11 protein-coding genes and 2 pseudogenes are annotated in these 14,492 nt (G+C 67.6%); 9 read left to right on the top strand and 4 right to left on the bottom strand.

Translation table 11 applies throughout. The annotated features are described in order from the left end of the window. Positions 1 to 213 precede the first annotated feature (213 nt). From ACLP25_RS25090 to ACLP25_RS25080, 3 genes and pseudogenes are all read left to right on the top strand, one after another. Positions 214 to 630: pseudogene (locus tag ACLP25_RS25090) on the top strand (SDR family oxidoreductase); the annotation flags it as partial. Positions 631 to 748: 118 nt separating this feature from the next. Continuing rightward, a complete protein-coding gene (locus ACLP25_RS25085; RefSeq protein ID WP_442471838.1) occupies positions 749 to 1,084 on the top strand; it encodes an SDR family NAD(P)-dependent oxidoreductase in 336 nt (111 codons plus the stop codon). Positions 1,085 to 1,108: 24 nt separating this feature from the next. Continuing rightward, a complete protein-coding gene (locus ACLP25_RS25080) occupies positions 1,109 to 1,882 on the top strand; it encodes a bestrophin-like domain (RefSeq protein WP_442471837.1) in 774 nt (257 codons plus the stop codon). A gap of 633 nt (positions 1,883 to 2,515) precedes the next feature. Here ACLP25_RS25080 and ACLP25_RS25075 read toward each other — a convergent pair. Then, complete coding sequence (locus ACLP25_RS25075) at positions 2,516 to 4,192, bottom strand: MFS transporter (protein WP_442471836.1); 1,677 nt, start codon at positions 4,190 to 4,192, stop codon at positions 2,516 to 2,518. Positions 4,193 to 4,454: 262 nt separating this feature from the next. Here ACLP25_RS25075 and ACLP25_RS25070 point away from each other — a divergent pair, with 262 nt between their 5' ends. From ACLP25_RS25070 to ACLP25_RS25060, 3 genes are all read left to right on the top strand, one after another. After that, the gene (locus tag ACLP25_RS25070) at positions 4,455 to 5,324 is read left to right on the top strand and encodes a universal stress protein (protein WP_442471835.1); all 870 of its coding nucleotides are present in this window, start codon (positions 4,455 to 4,457) and stop codon (positions 5,322 to 5,324) included. 535 nt (positions 5,325 to 5,859) lie between these two features. After that, entirely contained in the window at positions 5,860 to 7,503 is a 1,644-nt protein-coding gene (locus ACLP25_RS25065) for an MFS transporter (protein ID WP_442471834.1), read from the top strand. A gap of 4 nt (positions 7,504 to 7,507) precedes the next feature. Next, positions 7,508 to 8,092 carry an NAD(P)H-dependent oxidoreductase gene (locus ACLP25_RS25060; protein ID WP_442471833.1) on the top strand — a complete coding sequence of 195 codons (585 nt, stop codon included), beginning with the start codon at positions 7,508 to 7,510 and terminating at the stop codon, positions 8,090 to 8,092. Positions 8,093 to 8,095: 3 nt separating this feature from the next. Here the strand turns inward: ACLP25_RS25060 and ACLP25_RS25055 are convergent, their stop codons facing one another. Then, the gene (locus tag ACLP25_RS25055) at positions 8,096 to 10,282 is read right to left on the bottom strand and encodes a beta-glucosidase (protein WP_442471832.1); all 2,187 of its coding nucleotides are present in this window, start codon (positions 10,280 to 10,282) and stop codon (positions 8,096 to 8,098) included. Between the two features lie 332 nt (positions 10,283 to 10,614). Further along, positions 10,615 to 11,247 carry a PRC-barrel domain-containing protein gene (locus tag ACLP25_RS25050; protein WP_442471831.1) on the bottom strand — a complete coding sequence of 211 codons (633 nt, stop codon included), beginning with the start codon at positions 11,245 to 11,247 and terminating at the stop codon, positions 10,615 to 10,617. 166 nt (positions 11,248 to 11,413) lie between these two features. Between ACLP25_RS25050 and ACLP25_RS25045 the strand changes: the two are divergent. Beyond that, positions 11,414 to 11,773, top strand: a pseudogene (locus ACLP25_RS25045) (MFS transporter); the annotation flags it as partial. 434 nt (positions 11,774 to 12,207) lie between these two features. After that, positions 12,208 to 12,543: a PEP-CTERM sorting domain-containing protein gene (locus tag ACLP25_RS25040; protein ID WP_442471830.1), complete on the top strand. Its 336-nt coding sequence runs from the start codon at positions 12,208 to 12,210 to the stop codon at positions 12,541 to 12,543. 92 nt (positions 12,544 to 12,635) lie between these two features. Here ACLP25_RS25040 and ACLP25_RS25035 read toward each other — a convergent pair whose 3' ends face one another. Then, a complete protein-coding gene (locus ACLP25_RS25035; protein WP_442471829.1) occupies positions 12,636 to 13,976 on the bottom strand; it encodes a DEAD/DEAH box helicase in 1,341 nt (446 codons plus the stop codon). A gap of 176 nt (positions 13,977 to 14,152) precedes the next feature. Here ACLP25_RS25035 and ACLP25_RS25030 point away from each other — a divergent pair, with 176 nt between their 5' ends. Continuing rightward, positions 14,153 to 14,395 (top strand): hypothetical protein, encoded by a 243-nt coding sequence (locus tag ACLP25_RS25030; RefSeq protein WP_442471828.1) that lies wholly within the window; start codon positions 14,153 to 14,155, stop codon positions 14,393 to 14,395. The last annotated feature ends 97 nt before the right edge of the window (positions 14,396 to 14,492 follow it).

Below are 14,492 nucleotides of genomic sequence, written 5' to 3'. Positions count from 1 at the left end.
TGACGACGGGGCGCCGTCCAGACAAGACATGCCCTTCCGGGTCAGTCCCGGTACGTCACGAGAGCGCCAGGAGCGGCCTGTCGTGGCGCTCGCCGTTTGATCGCGGTGCTCTCCGGCCGCGCCCCGTGACTTTTCCTGACCGGCGCTTTCCGAACATATCAGTGTTCGCCTCCGGATTTGCGTCAAATCAATGCAAGCGTCCGGCGATCCTCCATGGTGGCTCGCGCGGCGGGCTTTTCCAGGCTCGGCAACCGGAGGCGAACAGTCATGACCGCGACCGACGAGTACTATAAAGGCAAGGTCGCCGTGGTGACCGGCGCGGCGTCCGGGATCGGCCTCGCGTTGGCCGAGACGATGCTCTCCTACGGCGCGAGCAAGGTCGTTCTCGCCGACTTCAACAAAGATACTCTCGATCGCGAAACCGCACGGCTCGAGAAGGCCTATCCGGGAAAGACGCTCGGGGTTCCTTGCGACGTCACAAAGGAAGCCGACGTCCAGGCGATGATCGCCAAGGCCGCCGCATCCGGCGGCGAACGCATTGACCTCCTCTTCAACAATGCCGGGGCCGGCTTCGGGGGCAACTTCGACAAAGAGTCGAACGAGGACTGGGCGAAGGCCTTCGCGCTCAACTTCTATGGCGCGCTCTATGGCGTCCGCGCGGTGCTTCCGATCATGCGCAAACAGGGGGGGCGGGCACATCGTCGACACCATTTCCGGCATTGCATTCGTGCCGATGCCGTTCCAGACGATGTACAGCGCCACGAAGGCGGCGCTGAACGGGCTTTCGCTCGCCCTCCGCTACGAATTGTGGGACGAAAACATCCGGGTGACTTCGACGACGCCGGGCACGGTCGCCACCGCGATCTTTCCCAAGGACCGGCCGCCGCCGGCCTACGCGCAGACAGCGGAGCAATCCGCGAGCGTCATCCTCGCGGGGGTTGCGAGGAATGAGCGGCTCGTCCTCGGCGACCAACAAGACGTTTCGGCTGCGAAGCATTGTTTCGACCCGAATGCGGCCGCTCAGTTCGACGACCATCTGCTGGCCGTCGCTCGAAAGAGGCGAAAGGGCGAGATGGCGTTCTGACGAGCCGTGAGGGGAGCTTCCAGAATGTCCAACGCCCTCGTATCAACCGTCTCGATAGCGGTGTTCGCGCTCGTCCTTGGCGCGGGGCGACTCGGCCTCTGGGCGCACGGGAAGCTGCCCGACGAACAGAAGAACGACAGCGCGCGCGTCGTCGTCGGGCAGGTTCTTGGCGTGGTCAGCATGCTGCTCTCCGTGGCGCTAGGCATCCTCGTCGGCCAGAGCTACGCCTTTTTTCAGACGCAGCGGACGGAGTTGGAGACCTTATCGGCTCAGTTGGTCATGCTTGACCTGGCGCTCGCCCAATTCGGCCCGGAGACCAAGCCTGGGCGAGACAAGCTCAAGGAGGGGTTCCAAGCGACCTACGAGACCTGGTGGGGCAGCGGCGGCGATATCGGGCGACAGGCTTCGATGGCAGCCGCTATCGCCGAGATCAAGAGCGGCAAGGCTTACTTCGCCGGCCTCAAGGCGGAGACCGAGGAGCAGAAGCGGGCGGTCGCCTCGGCCGAGGCGCTGGCGGGACAGATCTGGCAGTCGAGCATTCTGATCCGAGCTCAAACGGCGAGCCCCCCGGTCGGCGCGGGCGTGCTGGTCGTGCTGACGATCTGGGCGGTCGTTCTGTTCTTCGGCATGGGGCTGTTCGCAAGATCGAACGCCCTTTTGCTCTCCGCCATGTCCTCCGGCGCGCTCTGCGTGGCGCTGGCGATCTTCCTCGTCCTGGAACTCGGCCAGCCGTACACGGGTGTGTTCCGCCTTCCCGGCGAGGCGTGGCGTATGGCTTTGGAGACCATCGACAGGTAGGCGCCTCGAACGGCCGCGCATGTCTCGCGCGACCTTAAGTCAGGCCGACACTGTAGACACAGGGACTCCCGCTTCGGGCGGAGACCGCGCCTAGAGGCAAGGCCCGCTTACCTGCCCACTTGCGCCGTTCGCGGTCGCGATCTGCTACGTCCGCAATTTGTCGATACGCGACGTTCAATCCGTCGCGACGAACTCCCGCTTCGGCTCAGCGGCCCCTGCGGATTTCCGGCTACGGGAACATAATGTTTCGGAAAACCGGACCCACCGATATCCTGAAATTATGATCGTCCAAAACGAACCCTTCCCCAGTCCGCGCAGCCGCAGCGCTCGGCCGCCGACCGACGGCCGCCTCGCGAAAAGAGGCAAGGATCGACCGCAACCCCTTGTAAAGGCTTGAAACGGCAATGAGAGGATCTTGTCGGGAGTTGGCGTGGATTTGGGCTCGGCGCCCGTTTCGCTTGGGCCGGCCGCCCGTTCCGTTTGGGGTGAAGGCCCGCCGAGGGACGGCGCCCTGCATCCCAAAGTCCATGCGGATCGCGCGCGAAATGTGATTTCTGACAAAGTGACCGATTTTGGCGCCCAAGTCCCTGGAATCGCTGGCGGGGCGCCAGAACGGCGGCCGGACGGCGCCGCTCAGCGCTCAACGGTCGCCGGTTGCAGGACCGCAGCCAGCCTGCGGCGCTTCTCCCGGTTGCGCTTGGGCGCAATGAGAAACGTCGCGTTGGGCGGCTCTTTCAAAAACTTGTGCGCCTCGGCCTCGACGATCTGGTCGGCCTTGGTCACGCGGGCGCGCAGGTGCCTCAGTTCGAGCAGCGACTGGATCAGGAAGATCTCGACGATCCGGCCGACGTCCGCCGTGTCCTCGAACACGTTCCAGGCGAAGGCGCCGTCGCGCTTGCGCTCGAACCCGATCTCCTGCATCGCCTCGAGGAAAGGCGCCCGGTCCGCGGGATCGACCCGGTATTCGATCGACACCAGAACCGGCCCCTGATCGTCGTCGACGGGCTGGGCGAAGGTCCGGTCCCGCCAGTGGAGCGACGGCGTGAGGTCCAGCGCCGCGGCGGTCTGCAGCTTGCGGCTCGAGGTCGCGAGCATTCCGATCAGCGCCCCGGCGGCGGCGATCATGAGCGTCGTCGGCAGGCCTTCGGCGCTGGCGACCTTGCCCCAGAGCGCGCTTCCCAACGTCATCGCCCCGAAATAGGCGGTGAGCAGAATCGCGAGGCCCCGTCCGCGCACCCAGTCCGGGAGCGCCACCTGGGCGGAGACGAACAGCGTGGTCATCATGACGGTCCAGCACGCGCCGGCGACGAGACTCGCCGCCATCGCGAGCGCGGACGCCGTCGCCCCGGCGTACATGACGAGCGCGGCGATCGTCCCGACCGAGGCCATGGCCGCGAGGCCGTCCGGCCCAAGGCGCTCCTTCAGCCAGTTCAGGGCCACCGACCCGAGAATGGAGCCCAATCCGATCATGCCGAGCAGCGCGCCGTAAAGAGCCGCGCCGTTGTGCATCTGGCTCCGCGCGATCAGGGGCAGCAGCGCCCAGTAGGCGCTCCCGAACAGGAAGAACGCGACGGCGCGGATGAGGGTTGAGTCCATGTCCCGGTTGTGGCGGACGTAACGCAAGCCGGTGCGCACGGCGCTCGTGAAGCGCTCGGCCGGCAACGTCTCCTTGACCCGGCGCGGCGCATGCCACCAGACGACGGCCGCGGCGATCGCCAGATTGCCCGCGACATAGCACCAGAACGGAACGTCGATGCTCCACGCCGCAATGGCGAATCCGCCGACCGCCGGGCCGATCGCGCGGCTCACGCTGTAGCTCGCATTGTTGATCGCGATGGCGCTGTCGAGATCGTCCTTGGGCACCAGCTTCGGCGTGACCAACTGCCAGACGGGCGCCGCAATCGCGCCGCCGACGCCGAGGGCGAAGGTGGTCAAGAGCAGGTTCGTCGGCGTCGCGAGCCCCGCGCTCACGACCACGGCGAAGGCGATCGAGATCAGCGCGACCGCAGCCTGCGCGCCGAAGAGAAGGCGGCGCGCATCGACGATGTCGGCCAGGGCGCCGGCCGGCAACGTCAGCAGGAACATCGGCAGCATGGTCGCGACCTGAACCGCCGAAACCATCATCGGATCGGGATTGAGGCTGGTCATCAGCCAGCTCATCGAGGTGTCGAACATCGCGATTCCGACGTTCGACACGGAGCTTGCGATCAGAATGACGGTGAACGCCAGGTTGCCGAACACGCCCCATCGCGATCGCTCGCCCGGCGACGGCGCCGCGTTGTCCGCATTGACGGTGGACTGACTGGTCAAGCGGCGCTCCGCCCGTTCGGCCGCGATGGGCCTTGACAGCGGCCGCAGAGGGACATGGCAGCCCATCGCGCCCTTTTCAAGCCGTATCGCGCGCCCCCGCGAACCGGACGTCGAGGGAAGCGCCCCCTGATTTCGCGACCGGAACGTCTGGCGAGCCGACCCCCGCGCGGCTATAATTCCGGCTGGACCGGGCAGCGGGCGACTTCGACGGCCGCCGCCATGGGCGCTCCCGGGCCGCGCCCCAGCGGAAAGGCGGGGAAGCATGATCGCACCCGCCGCCGAACCCCGCGACCGAGAGGACAGTTTGACCCTCCGCACAGTCATGGTTTGCATGCGTGTCGGGCGCCCGAACGCGGAGCTGCTGTCGGTCGCAGCCGACGTCGCGGGGCGGTTCGCATCGCGGGTCATCGGCGTCGCGGCCCGGCAGGTTTCCACCCCGGCGTATGTCCGGGGTTCGGGTCCGGTCGAGCCGCACGACTATGAATCCCGCAAGTTCAGCGAGCAAGCGGCGGCGGCCGAGAAGGAATTCCGCGCCGCGATGTCCTCGGTCGAGACGCTCGAGTGGCGCATGCAGATGACCTCCGGGCCGGCGTGCGGGTACGTCGCCGACGAAGCGCGGTCAGCCGACCTGGTCATCGCCCCGATCGACATCCGCGACCGGGCTTTCTTTCCGTCCGGACAAGCCGAGGTCGGGGACCTCTTGATGCGTCTCGGACGGCCGGTCATGACGGCCCCGGCCGGCGTGGCCGGCTTCAAGTTCAGGCAGGCCCTGGTCTGCTCCAAGGATGTGCGGGAAGCGCGCCGGGCTTTGGCCGACTCCCTTCCCTTCCTTCAGGCGATGCAGCGCGTGAACGTGGTCGAGGTCGCGGAAGCCGGAACCGCCGAGGACGTCGGGCGCCGGCTCAACGACGTCAAGGCCTGGCTCGCTCGGCACGGCGTCGATGCGGCTTGCGACGTTTTGCCCATCAAAGCCGGCGCCGCCTTTGAGCTCGCGGCGCTCGCCAGCGACCTGAAAGCCGACCTGATCGTCGCCGGCGCGTTCGGCCACAGCCGTCTGCGCGAATGGGCGTTCGGCGGCGTGACCCGGGACCTCATCCTGCGCGGCGACCGCTGCGTGCTGTCGTCGCACTAAGGGTCAAAGTCAAACGCTCGGCGCCCGGCTGGAATGGCAGGAGCGCGCAAGGAGTGGCCGATTGCCTACGGCTTGGCGAATCGGCCAAATCGGGCCCATCGCGGAGGTTTCATAGACTCGACCAACCGACGTTCCTCCGGTCTGCCCTCGGTTTGCGAGCCCTCCCGTGACCTTATGGGAGCGGTTATCAGGATTTCTCAGGTTCCCATGATTTCCTTGTGCGCATGATCTGGTCTCCGACCCCGGCGGCCCGCCGTCGACTCGCCGTATCGGCGACGTCAGTGTCGCTTTCGGCCATCTGCGCGGCCTCGGCGCGCGCAACGAGGTTTATTTCGTGGCCCAAGACAGACCCTGCGCACTCGCTGTCTACGCTTAGCCCAGAGCGCTACCGACCTGGACCCAAGACTCGCTGCGAGGCCTCCGGCGCGGAGCTGCTTCGGTCGAGCTTTCATCCACTCGAGATCATGAGCTTCTCCTGTCGCACCCAGGTTTTGGCCACTAGACGGGCGCGGTCCGGAGGAGCAAAGAGCGGCGCATGGAGACGCCCGTCCCGGAGACGCCCGCCGCCGAAAAAGACCGTTGGCTCGGCGCATTCGCGCACCTGCCGTTCGCCGTCGTCTGGATCGCGAGCGCCGTCGCGCTGGTCGGGATCTCGATGTACGACACCGCGTCGGGGTGGCTCATGACCACCCTCGACCTCAACCCGTTCGACGTGTCGCTGGTCCACGCGGCGACCAATCTGCCGATGTTCCTGTTTACGCTCCCGGCGGGAGCGCTGGCGGACATCGTCGATCCCCGCAGGTTGATCCTCTACATCTCCTGCGGAATCGCCGTGCTGATCGTCATGTTCGCCGGCCTCGTGTCCCTGGATCTGGCGTCGCCTGTCTCCCTGTTGCTGACGACGTTCCTTCTCAGCGCGGCATGGTCGGTGAATTCGCCGGCATGGCTTGCGATTCTGCCGTCGCTGGTTCCGCGATCCGAATTGCCCGGCGCGATCGCCGCCAACGGCGTCGCCTACAATCTGAGCCGAACCGTCGGACCCATGCTCGGCGGATTCGCCATCGTGCATTACGGCCTCTCGGCCCCGTACTGGGCGTTCGCGGTCGCCAATGTCATTGTGGTCGCCGCTTTGCTCTGGTGGCGCGCCCCGCCGAAGGAAACCGCATCCCTGCCCGCCGAGCGCCTGAGCGGCGCTGTCCGGACCGGACTGCGGCACGCCGTCAACAGCCGGTACTTCCGCTCGACTTTGGTGCGCACGGTTGCGGTTTACCCGTTCGCCGCCGCCTACTGGGGGCTCATGCCGCTGATCGCGCGCGGCTCCGGCGAAGGCGCCGAGCATTATGGCCTGCTCCTCAGCATCATCAGCGCCGGGGCGCTCCTGGCCTCGTTCGCGCATCGCACCTTGCGCCAGTTCATCAATCTCGACTGGATGACGGCGCTGGGATCGGTCGGCACGGCCGTGGCGCTCGCCCTGTTCGCCTCCTTTCGCGCTTTTCCCGTCCTTCTCGGCGCTTGTTTCCTCGCCGGCGCCGCCTGGGTTCTGGTTCTGACGAGCCTCTATGTCTCGGCCCAGAACGTGCTGCCGCAATGGGTTCGCGGTCGCGGATTGGCGATCTTCCTTACGGTCATCTTTGGCGTGGTCGCGGTCAGCAGCGCGGCGTGGGGCCAGGTTGCCGCCGAAATCGGATTGGACCGGGCGCTTCTCGCGGCGTCGGCCGGCGCGCTCCTCGCCATCCCGCTGACCTGGTCCTGGGAGCTTCACGACGCCGAGGCCATCGATCTCACGCCGTCCCTCCACTACAGGCGGCCACAGGCGGTCGAGGACATCGCGGACGACCGCGGGCCGGTTCTGGTCAAGATCGAGTACTGGATCGATCCTAAGGATCGCGAGCGCTTTTTGCGCGCCATCGACGATCTGGGCGAGCAGCGCCGCCGCGACGGCGCGTTCGCCTGGGGCATGTTCGAGGACATGGCCGAATTCGGCCGCTTCGAGGAAGCCTACTTGATCGAATCGTGGCTTGAGCTCATGCACTTCCGCGAGCGCGTCACCAAGGAAGACCGCGTGATCGAGGACGAAATCCGAGAGATGCTGACCGGGCCGCCACATATCGAGTTTCTTGTCTCCGCGGAGCGCGCGCCCCGGCGAAATGGGCGGCGCGGCGCGGCTGGCGGAGCGTGACCGGTTGCGCGTTCTCGTCGTTTACGCCCATCCCCTCGAAACGAGCTTCATCGCAGCGGTCCACGTCCGGATCGTCGACGCGCTGCGTGCGGCCGGGCACGAGGTCGACGACCTCGACCTCTACGCGGAGAGGTTCGATCCGGTGCTGTCGCCCGAGCAGATGCGCAGCTACGTCGACCCGTCCAAGAACACGCGGGAGGTCGAGCCGTATGTCGAGCGGCTCAGCGCAGCCGAAGCGCTGGTCCTCGTTTTCCCCGTCTGGTTCGACGGTCTGCCGGCAATCATGCAAGGCTACTTTCAGAGGGTGTTCGTTCCGGGGGTCGCGACCGTCATCGACGCGAACGGCCTCTTCCACCCAAACCTCTGGAACTTGAAGCGTCTGGCGGCGGTGTGCGCCTACGGCGAAAGCCGGTCCGCGGTTGCGAAAAAGCTCGACCCGCCGCGCCGCTTCGTGCGCGACAACATCGGCGTTTTGATCGATCCCGATGGACGCCTCGACTATCACGCGCTCTACGACATGAACTTTTCCAAAGCGCCGCGGCGCGCCGCTTTTCTCAGGTCGGTCGAGCGCGCGTTTTCGGCTTGGTGAGGCTCACGGCGGCAGCTCGGCCGCGTCGATCGCGATTCCCGCCGAAAGGTCCCGCCGCGACGCGTCGAAGCCCGCGCTCAGGCTGTACGCGCCCCGCGCGATCCGCCACCGGCGCGCGCCCTCGTCGAACGTGGCGAGCAGCCTGGGATCGATGTCGACCTCGACGTTGCGGGTTTCGCCTGGCGCGATCTCCACCCGACTCCAGCCTACCAGCCGAAGGGCGACCCCGCTGCCGGCCGGGCCGGTCACGTAGAGCTGCGGGACGGCCGCCCCCGGCCTCGCGCCCGTGTTGGTCACGGCGATCGCCGCGGTCACGCGCGCGCCCTCGACCCGCGCCGTGAGGTCCGCGAGGCGGAAGGTCGTGTAGGACAGCCCGAATCCGAAGGGAAACAGCGGGCGGACGCCGCGCTCGTCGTACCATTTGTACCCAGCCGAAGCGCCCTCAGGATAGCTTACGGGAGGGGGATCGTCGCGCGCGCCCCGCCCGGCCGAGCGGCTCGAAGCGCTGGCGATCGAGCCCGGGAGTTGCGCTTCGCCGGCCGGAAAGGTCACGGGAAGCCGGCCCGAGGGATCGGCGAGGCCGACGAGAACATCGGCGATCGCCTCGCCGCCTTCCTGGCCCGGATACCAAGCCTCGAGCACGGCGGCGGTCCGATCGAGCCAGGGCATGAGGACGGGCCCGCCCGTCTCGAGGACGACAATCGTGCGCGGATTGGCTCGGGCGACGCGTTCGACCAGCCGGTCCTGCCCGTTCGGCAAGGCGAGATTAGGCGCATCGGCGCCCTCGCTCAGATACTGATCGACGAACAGAACGACCGCGTCGGCGCCGGCGGCCTTCCCCGCCGCGCGCTCGGCGTCGAGGCCGTCGTCGTTATCGATCTCGGCCGCCGGAAGGCGCCGGCGCAGCGCCTCGAGCGGCGACGAGGGATCGAACACCATCGCCCGGTTTGCCCCCTCCAGCTCCTTGAGCGCAATCCCGCCGCGCGGGATCACCTGCGACGACCCGCCTCCCGAAGGGACGCCCCGGTCGGCATGAGCCCCGACGACCAGCACGCGGCGGAGGGTGGCCGGCAGCGGCAGGACGCCGTCATTGCGCAACAGGACGGCGCCCTCCTGCTCGATCCGGCGCGCCGTGGCGGCCACGGCTTTGGGATCGAAGGCTTGGGTCTTCGCCGGGTCGTCGGCGAGGCCGCAGGCGAAGATCGAGACGAGGATGCGTCCCGCCATTCCGTCGAGCCGCGATTGCGGAACCCGGCCGGCGGCGATCGCCTGGCCAAGGGCCGCGAAGTAACGCCGCGAATCCGCCTGCTCTCCCGACTCCTGGTCGAGTCCCGCCATCGCCGCGCGGGCGGTCGAATGGACCGCGCCCCAGTCGGAGAGGACGAACCCCTGATAGGCCCAGTCGCCCTTCAAGACATCGTTCAAAAGCCAGGGGTTCTCGCAAGCATAGTCGCCGTTGAGCCGGTTGTAGGCGCACATCACCGCCCCCGGCCGGCCCCGCTCGATCGCGATCTCGAAAGCCAGCAGGTCGGACTCCCGCGCGGTCGCCTTGTCGATCCGCACGTCGAGCCTTTTTCGGTCCGTCTCCTGATCGTTGAGGGCGAAATGCTTGACGGTCGAGAGAACGCCGCGGCTTTCAGCGCCCTCGATCGCGGCGCCCGCCATCAGGCCGGTGAGCAGGGGGTCTTCGGAGAAGTACTCAAAAGTCCTCCCGCCGCGCGGGTCGCGGATCAGGTTCGCCGTTCCGCCGAGGAGGACGTTGAAGCCCTTGGCTCGCGCCTCCGCGCCGACGCTCTCCCCCTGCCGGCGCGCCAAGGCGAGGTCCCAGGTCGAGGCCAACGCGAGATTCGACGGCATCGCCGTCGCCGTGTCGCCGCGGCGGATGTCGCCCGGATTGGCGACGCCGAGCTCCGCGTCGGTCTGCTGCAAGGCCGGAATTCCAAGCCGGGGGACGCCCGGCACGTAGCCCGCCGACCCGACCGACCCCTCGGGCTTGGGGCGCCCGCCCCAGGGCGCGCCGAGGACGCCGTGAACGAGCGACAGCTTTTCGCTCTGCGACAGGGCGCCCAGCATCTGCGCGGCGCGCTCTTCCGCCGCCCCCGGGCGGGCGCCGCAAGGCTCGGCAGCGAACGCGGCGGGCCCGGCGACGAGCGCGGCGGCGAGCGGGAAAGCCGCAAGCGGCAGCCGCATTATCGTCGCAGGCGCGCGGCGCCGCGACTTCAATTCCGCGGGCTCGCCCGACCGACGGAAGGTCGCGCAGGGATTTTTTCGCACGGCCGATTTCAAAGCCTCAGGCGCGAAATTTGCAAGACCGCAGCGAGTCGAGTGATGGAAGCGGAGGCTCCGGACCCATTCTTGCGGCAGCGCCGGATAACTCACAAGCGCGGAGTCGAGTTCCCCGCGCCCTTTCCCCCGAGAGCGGCGCCACAGGCGGAGCCGCGCGCCTCCCAGCAAAAACAGAATCCGCAAAGATTCAGTCGGACTGGCGCGTCGACCCAAGGGCGATGAGCGCGGGCGCGCCCTCAGCGATAGGGCGAGATCGGCGACTCGCCGTCGTTCATGGCGCCGAAGTCGGGAACGTCCGGCTCGCCGCCGGACGCATAGGCGAAAGCCGGCGCCGCCTGCAGTTGCGCCAGCGTCGCGGTCACCCCCGCCTTGTCGGGATGGCCCTGCGCGGCTTCGGCGACCTCGACTCGCGTGGGCGGCTTCGCGCCTGACGGCGGCTTTTCGGCTGCGCTCGCCGAGGCTTCGATCAGGGACGCGGGGCGTTCGTTCATGCGCCACTGCATCGCGGAAAACGGAACGGCGACACTTTTCCCGCCGACGCCAAGAATCCCGCCGACGCGGATGACGACGGTCTGAACGTACCCGTCGTGGTCCATCAGCACGTCCTCAACCTTGCCGACCGGCTTGCCGTTGGCGTCGAAGACATCGACTCCGATGAGGAGCGGCGCGCGCCACTGCGTCAGCTTCTGATGCGCCTTGAAATGCGGCGGCGGCGCCACGGACACGAGCGGCGACGGCGCGTCGCCGTCGGCCGCAGGCGCGACCCTCGGACTGAGCGCGTAGGACCCTGCGAGCGCCGAGCCGACCAGGAGACCGAATACGGCGATCCGGCCAGCCGAGTGCGCCGTCGTGAGTCTGAAGGAATGCATGGCCGCCCGATTCCAAAAAGTCGCGCGATGTGTCCGCGACGCGGATCGCGGGCCCGGCGAATGGCCGACATGTAAAGCCGAGCTTCAGGCGAGACTTTGTCGAACACGCCCTTCCCCGATTCACATTGCCTTGAGCGGCGGCGCCTGTCGCGATCGGCTCGCGGTGGGCATCGCGTTCGAGCACGGCCTCTTCAGCGCCGCGACCCAGACGATCGGCTGGATGCTCGTCTTCTTCGTCGCGTCCACCGCGGCGAGTTCGGCGTACTTGACCGTCAGCGAGACCTTTCCCATCGAGATCCGCGCGCTGACGATCGCCTCTTCTACGCCATCGGGACGGCGCTCGGGGGCGTCGCCGCCCCGGCGATCTTCGGCAGGCTGATCGAGAGCGGCTCCCGCGAGAGCGTCTTCAGCGGCTACGCGTTCGCCGCCGTCCTCATGCGGGCCGCGGCGGCGGTCGGTGCTGTTTGCCCAGCCCGCGGAGCGCAAGCCGCTCGAGCAGGTGGCGCGGCCGTTGTCGGCCGAGTGAGCCGCAGAAGGACCCGACCCGTCCGACCGAATTTTTTGGTCAAAATTGATTTCCATCAATTCAAGAGACACGCAAGTTGTAAACACTGCAGACAACAGGCAATTTTAAGTTGTTTCGTCATGCCGCTCCGGGTTGCGCTGGGTTCGCTCGCCATCTTGGCTTTGGTCGCTTCCGTCGCAAACAGCAACGGGCAGCCCATCGGGGAGGGCGGCCTTTCGTACGCCTTTCGCGATGATTTGTGGGTGGGGGGGCGACCGACCGGTTCTCAAGTCTTGACGCCGCGGCTCGACAGAGCGTCGCTCTGCGCGCTGAGAGCTCGGGTGCGATCGTGCGTCACAATCATTTATCGTGACGAAAGGCTGGGCTCGAACACGTCAGACACGCCGGCCAACGGATTCGTGGACCTGACGGGACATGTGACTGGCGTGAGCGGGATGATTGTCGTCGAGCACAGCGACGACGACGCCTTTGCGATGATTTCCGGCGACGTTTCGCAGTGGTCGGTCATCGGCGAAAAAGTCTTGGACGAGAATGGAACCCATTCGTGGGAGCTGCTTGTCCCGGATGCATCGCCACACGCCCGCTGGGTGCCGATTCGCAGCTACCGTTTCGAGGCTTACGGGCCTACCCAACCATCCTCGGGGGCGATTCCCGAGCCTTCGACCTGGGCGATGATGCTTGTCGGCCTGGCGGGCCTTGGGATTGCACATTGCTGGGCCTTGAACGGATTGCCGCTTCGACGAATCGCGATTTGTCGACGCGATTCGTGACCGCGTCGCCGCGCTCCATTGTCGCCGCGCTCGCTGATCGCGCGGCCGCGCTCGAGCCAAGCGCGGCTACAGGGCCGCGGCTTTCGCCGTCGCTAAGCCTGCGGCCGGACCTCTGGTCTCCGCGCGCTGCGGCCGGGATGGCGGTCGCCTCGCGGGGCCTCGTGAGGCCGCGCGCCGTTCAGCGCCCGATCGTCGCGCGGCTGAGCCTGGCGCTGCGGGCGCTGGGGCCCCCGATCGGCCTGCGCGCCCGCGCTCCGCGGACCAGGCCGAACCGCCTGCCGCTCGTCGCCGCGGGCGCCGGGGCTGCGGCGGTCGGTAAAGGCCAAAGTCTGCCGGGTCAGCTTCTCGATCTGGCGCAGCAGCGGCCGCTCGCCGTTGTCGCAGAGCGAGATGGCGCGGCCCGAGGCGCCGGCGCGCGCGGTGCGACCGATGCGATGGACATAGGCCTCCGGCACCTCCGGCAGCTCGAAATTCACCACATGGCTCACGGCGTCGACGTCGATGCCGCGCGCGGCGATGTCGGTGGCGACGAGAATGCGGGTCGCGCCGCTTTTGAAGTTGTCGAGCGCGCGGACGCGCTGGTTCTGGCTCTTGTTGCCGTGGATCGCCTGCGCCCCGATGCCGGCGGCGTCGAGGTGCTGCGCCACGCGGTCCGCCCCGCGCTTGGTGCGGGTGAAGACGAGCGCGCGAGAAACGTCGGCGTTGCGCATGAGTTCCACCAGCACGTCCCGCTTGGCGGCGCCGTCGACAAAGAACACGTGCTGATCGACGCGATCGACGGTTGTGGCCGCCGGCGTGACGCGGACCTCCACCGGATCTTTGAGCATGTCGTCGGCGAGACCGGCGATCTCTTTCGGCATGGTGGCGGAGAAGAGCAGCGTCTGGCGCGCCTTCGGCAGTTTGGCGACGATCCGTCGGATCGGCACAATAAAGCCGAGGTCGAGCATGTGGTCGGCCTCGTCGAGCACCAGAACCTCGGTCGCGCCGAGGTTCAGCTTGCCGCTCCCCATGTGATCGAGCAGCCGGCCGGGCGTGGCGACGAGCACGTCGAGGCCGCGCGCAAGAAGGTCGATCTGCGGGCGCGCCGACACGCCGCCGACCACGACGGCCACGCTGAGGGCGGGCTTGAGGAAACGGGCGTAGGCGCGGAAGCTGTCGCCGATCTGCGCCGCGAGCTCGCGGGTTGGCGCGAGAATGAGCGTGCGGGCGGTGAACGGCGCCGGCCGGCGGCGGTCGGCGATCAGCCGGGCGAGGATCGGCAGCGCGAACGCCGCCGTCTTGCCGGTGCCGGTCTGGGCGATGCCGAGCAGATCGCGCCCTTTGAGGAGATGCGGAACGGCCTCGGCCTGGATCGGCGTGGGGGTCTGATAGCCTTCGCGGTCGAGGGCGCGAAGCAGCGTCTCGGGGAGTCCGAGATCGGAAAATTTGGTCACTGAGGTCTTTCGTCAAGAAGGATCGCGCGCCGGCGCCTTGCAGGGCGCGGCCGGTCGATCCGGAAATTGGGAGACTGGCCCCGCGTAACGGGCCGTCAATCGAAGGGGTCGGAGGCTCGACAGCGCTTCGGTCGCCTTATTCGGGCAAGGACCGATCTACGCGACTGGAGCGCCTCATGCTGCGGCGCAGAGAGGGTCTATTACACGCTGCGCCGCCGCTGGTCAACCCGTTCCGCGCCTTTCTGTCGCCGTCATCCGAGCGCCGGTTCTCGATCGGCGCCGACCTCCCGAGCCTCGACGGACGGGTCGAGCGCGTGAAGACACGGGAGGAGAAGCCGTTCGACGCCGCACGAAAGGTCGTATCCGCAATCCCTGGGACGTTCATAAATCATGGCTCAATTAGCGTTCAATCGGCATAGCCGCTCTGATCCGGCGGTCAGCACCGCTTTCCGGTGGCGCCATCGCTTCTCTCAGGTCGTCAACCTCCACATGCCTCGCCCGACAGGCCCGGTGCTC

The organism is Roseiarcus sp. (assembly GCF_052145395.1).
Taxonomy (GTDB): Bacteria; Pseudomonadota; Alphaproteobacteria; order Rhizobiales; family Beijerinckiaceae; genus Roseiarcus.
The sequence above is the reverse complement of the archived record's forward strand: the minus strand, read 5'-3'. Positions and strand labels throughout refer to the sequence as shown.

Coding starts and splice junctions, on each gene's coding strand:
- ACLP25_RS25030 (WP_442471828.1), top strand. CDS start 14,153: ATGCTGCGGCGCAGAGAGGGTCTATTACACGCTGCGCCGCCGCTGGTC.
- ACLP25_RS25065 (WP_442471834.1), top strand. CDS start 5,860: ATGGAGACGCCCGTCCCGGAGACGCCCGCCGCCGAAAAAGACCGTTGG.
- ACLP25_RS25055 (WP_442471832.1), bottom strand. CDS start 10,282: ATGCGGCTGCCGCTTGCGGCTTTCCCGCTCGCCGCCGCGCTCGTCGCC.
- ACLP25_RS25040 (WP_442471830.1), top strand. CDS start 12,208: ATGATTGTCGTCGAGCACAGCGACGACGACGCCTTTGCGATGATTTCC.
- ACLP25_RS25050 (WP_442471831.1), bottom strand. CDS start 11,247: ATGCATTCCTTCAGACTCACGACGGCGCACTCGGCTGGCCGGATCGCC.
- ACLP25_RS25085 (WP_442471838.1), top strand. CDS start 749: ATGTACAGCGCCACGAAGGCGGCGCTGAACGGGCTTTCGCTCGCCCTC.
- ACLP25_RS25080 (WP_442471837.1), top strand. CDS start 1,109: ATGTCCAACGCCCTCGTATCAACCGTCTCGATAGCGGTGTTCGCGCTC.
- ACLP25_RS25070 (WP_442471835.1), top strand. CDS start 4,455: ATGATCGCACCCGCCGCCGAACCCCGCGACCGAGAGGACAGTTTGACC.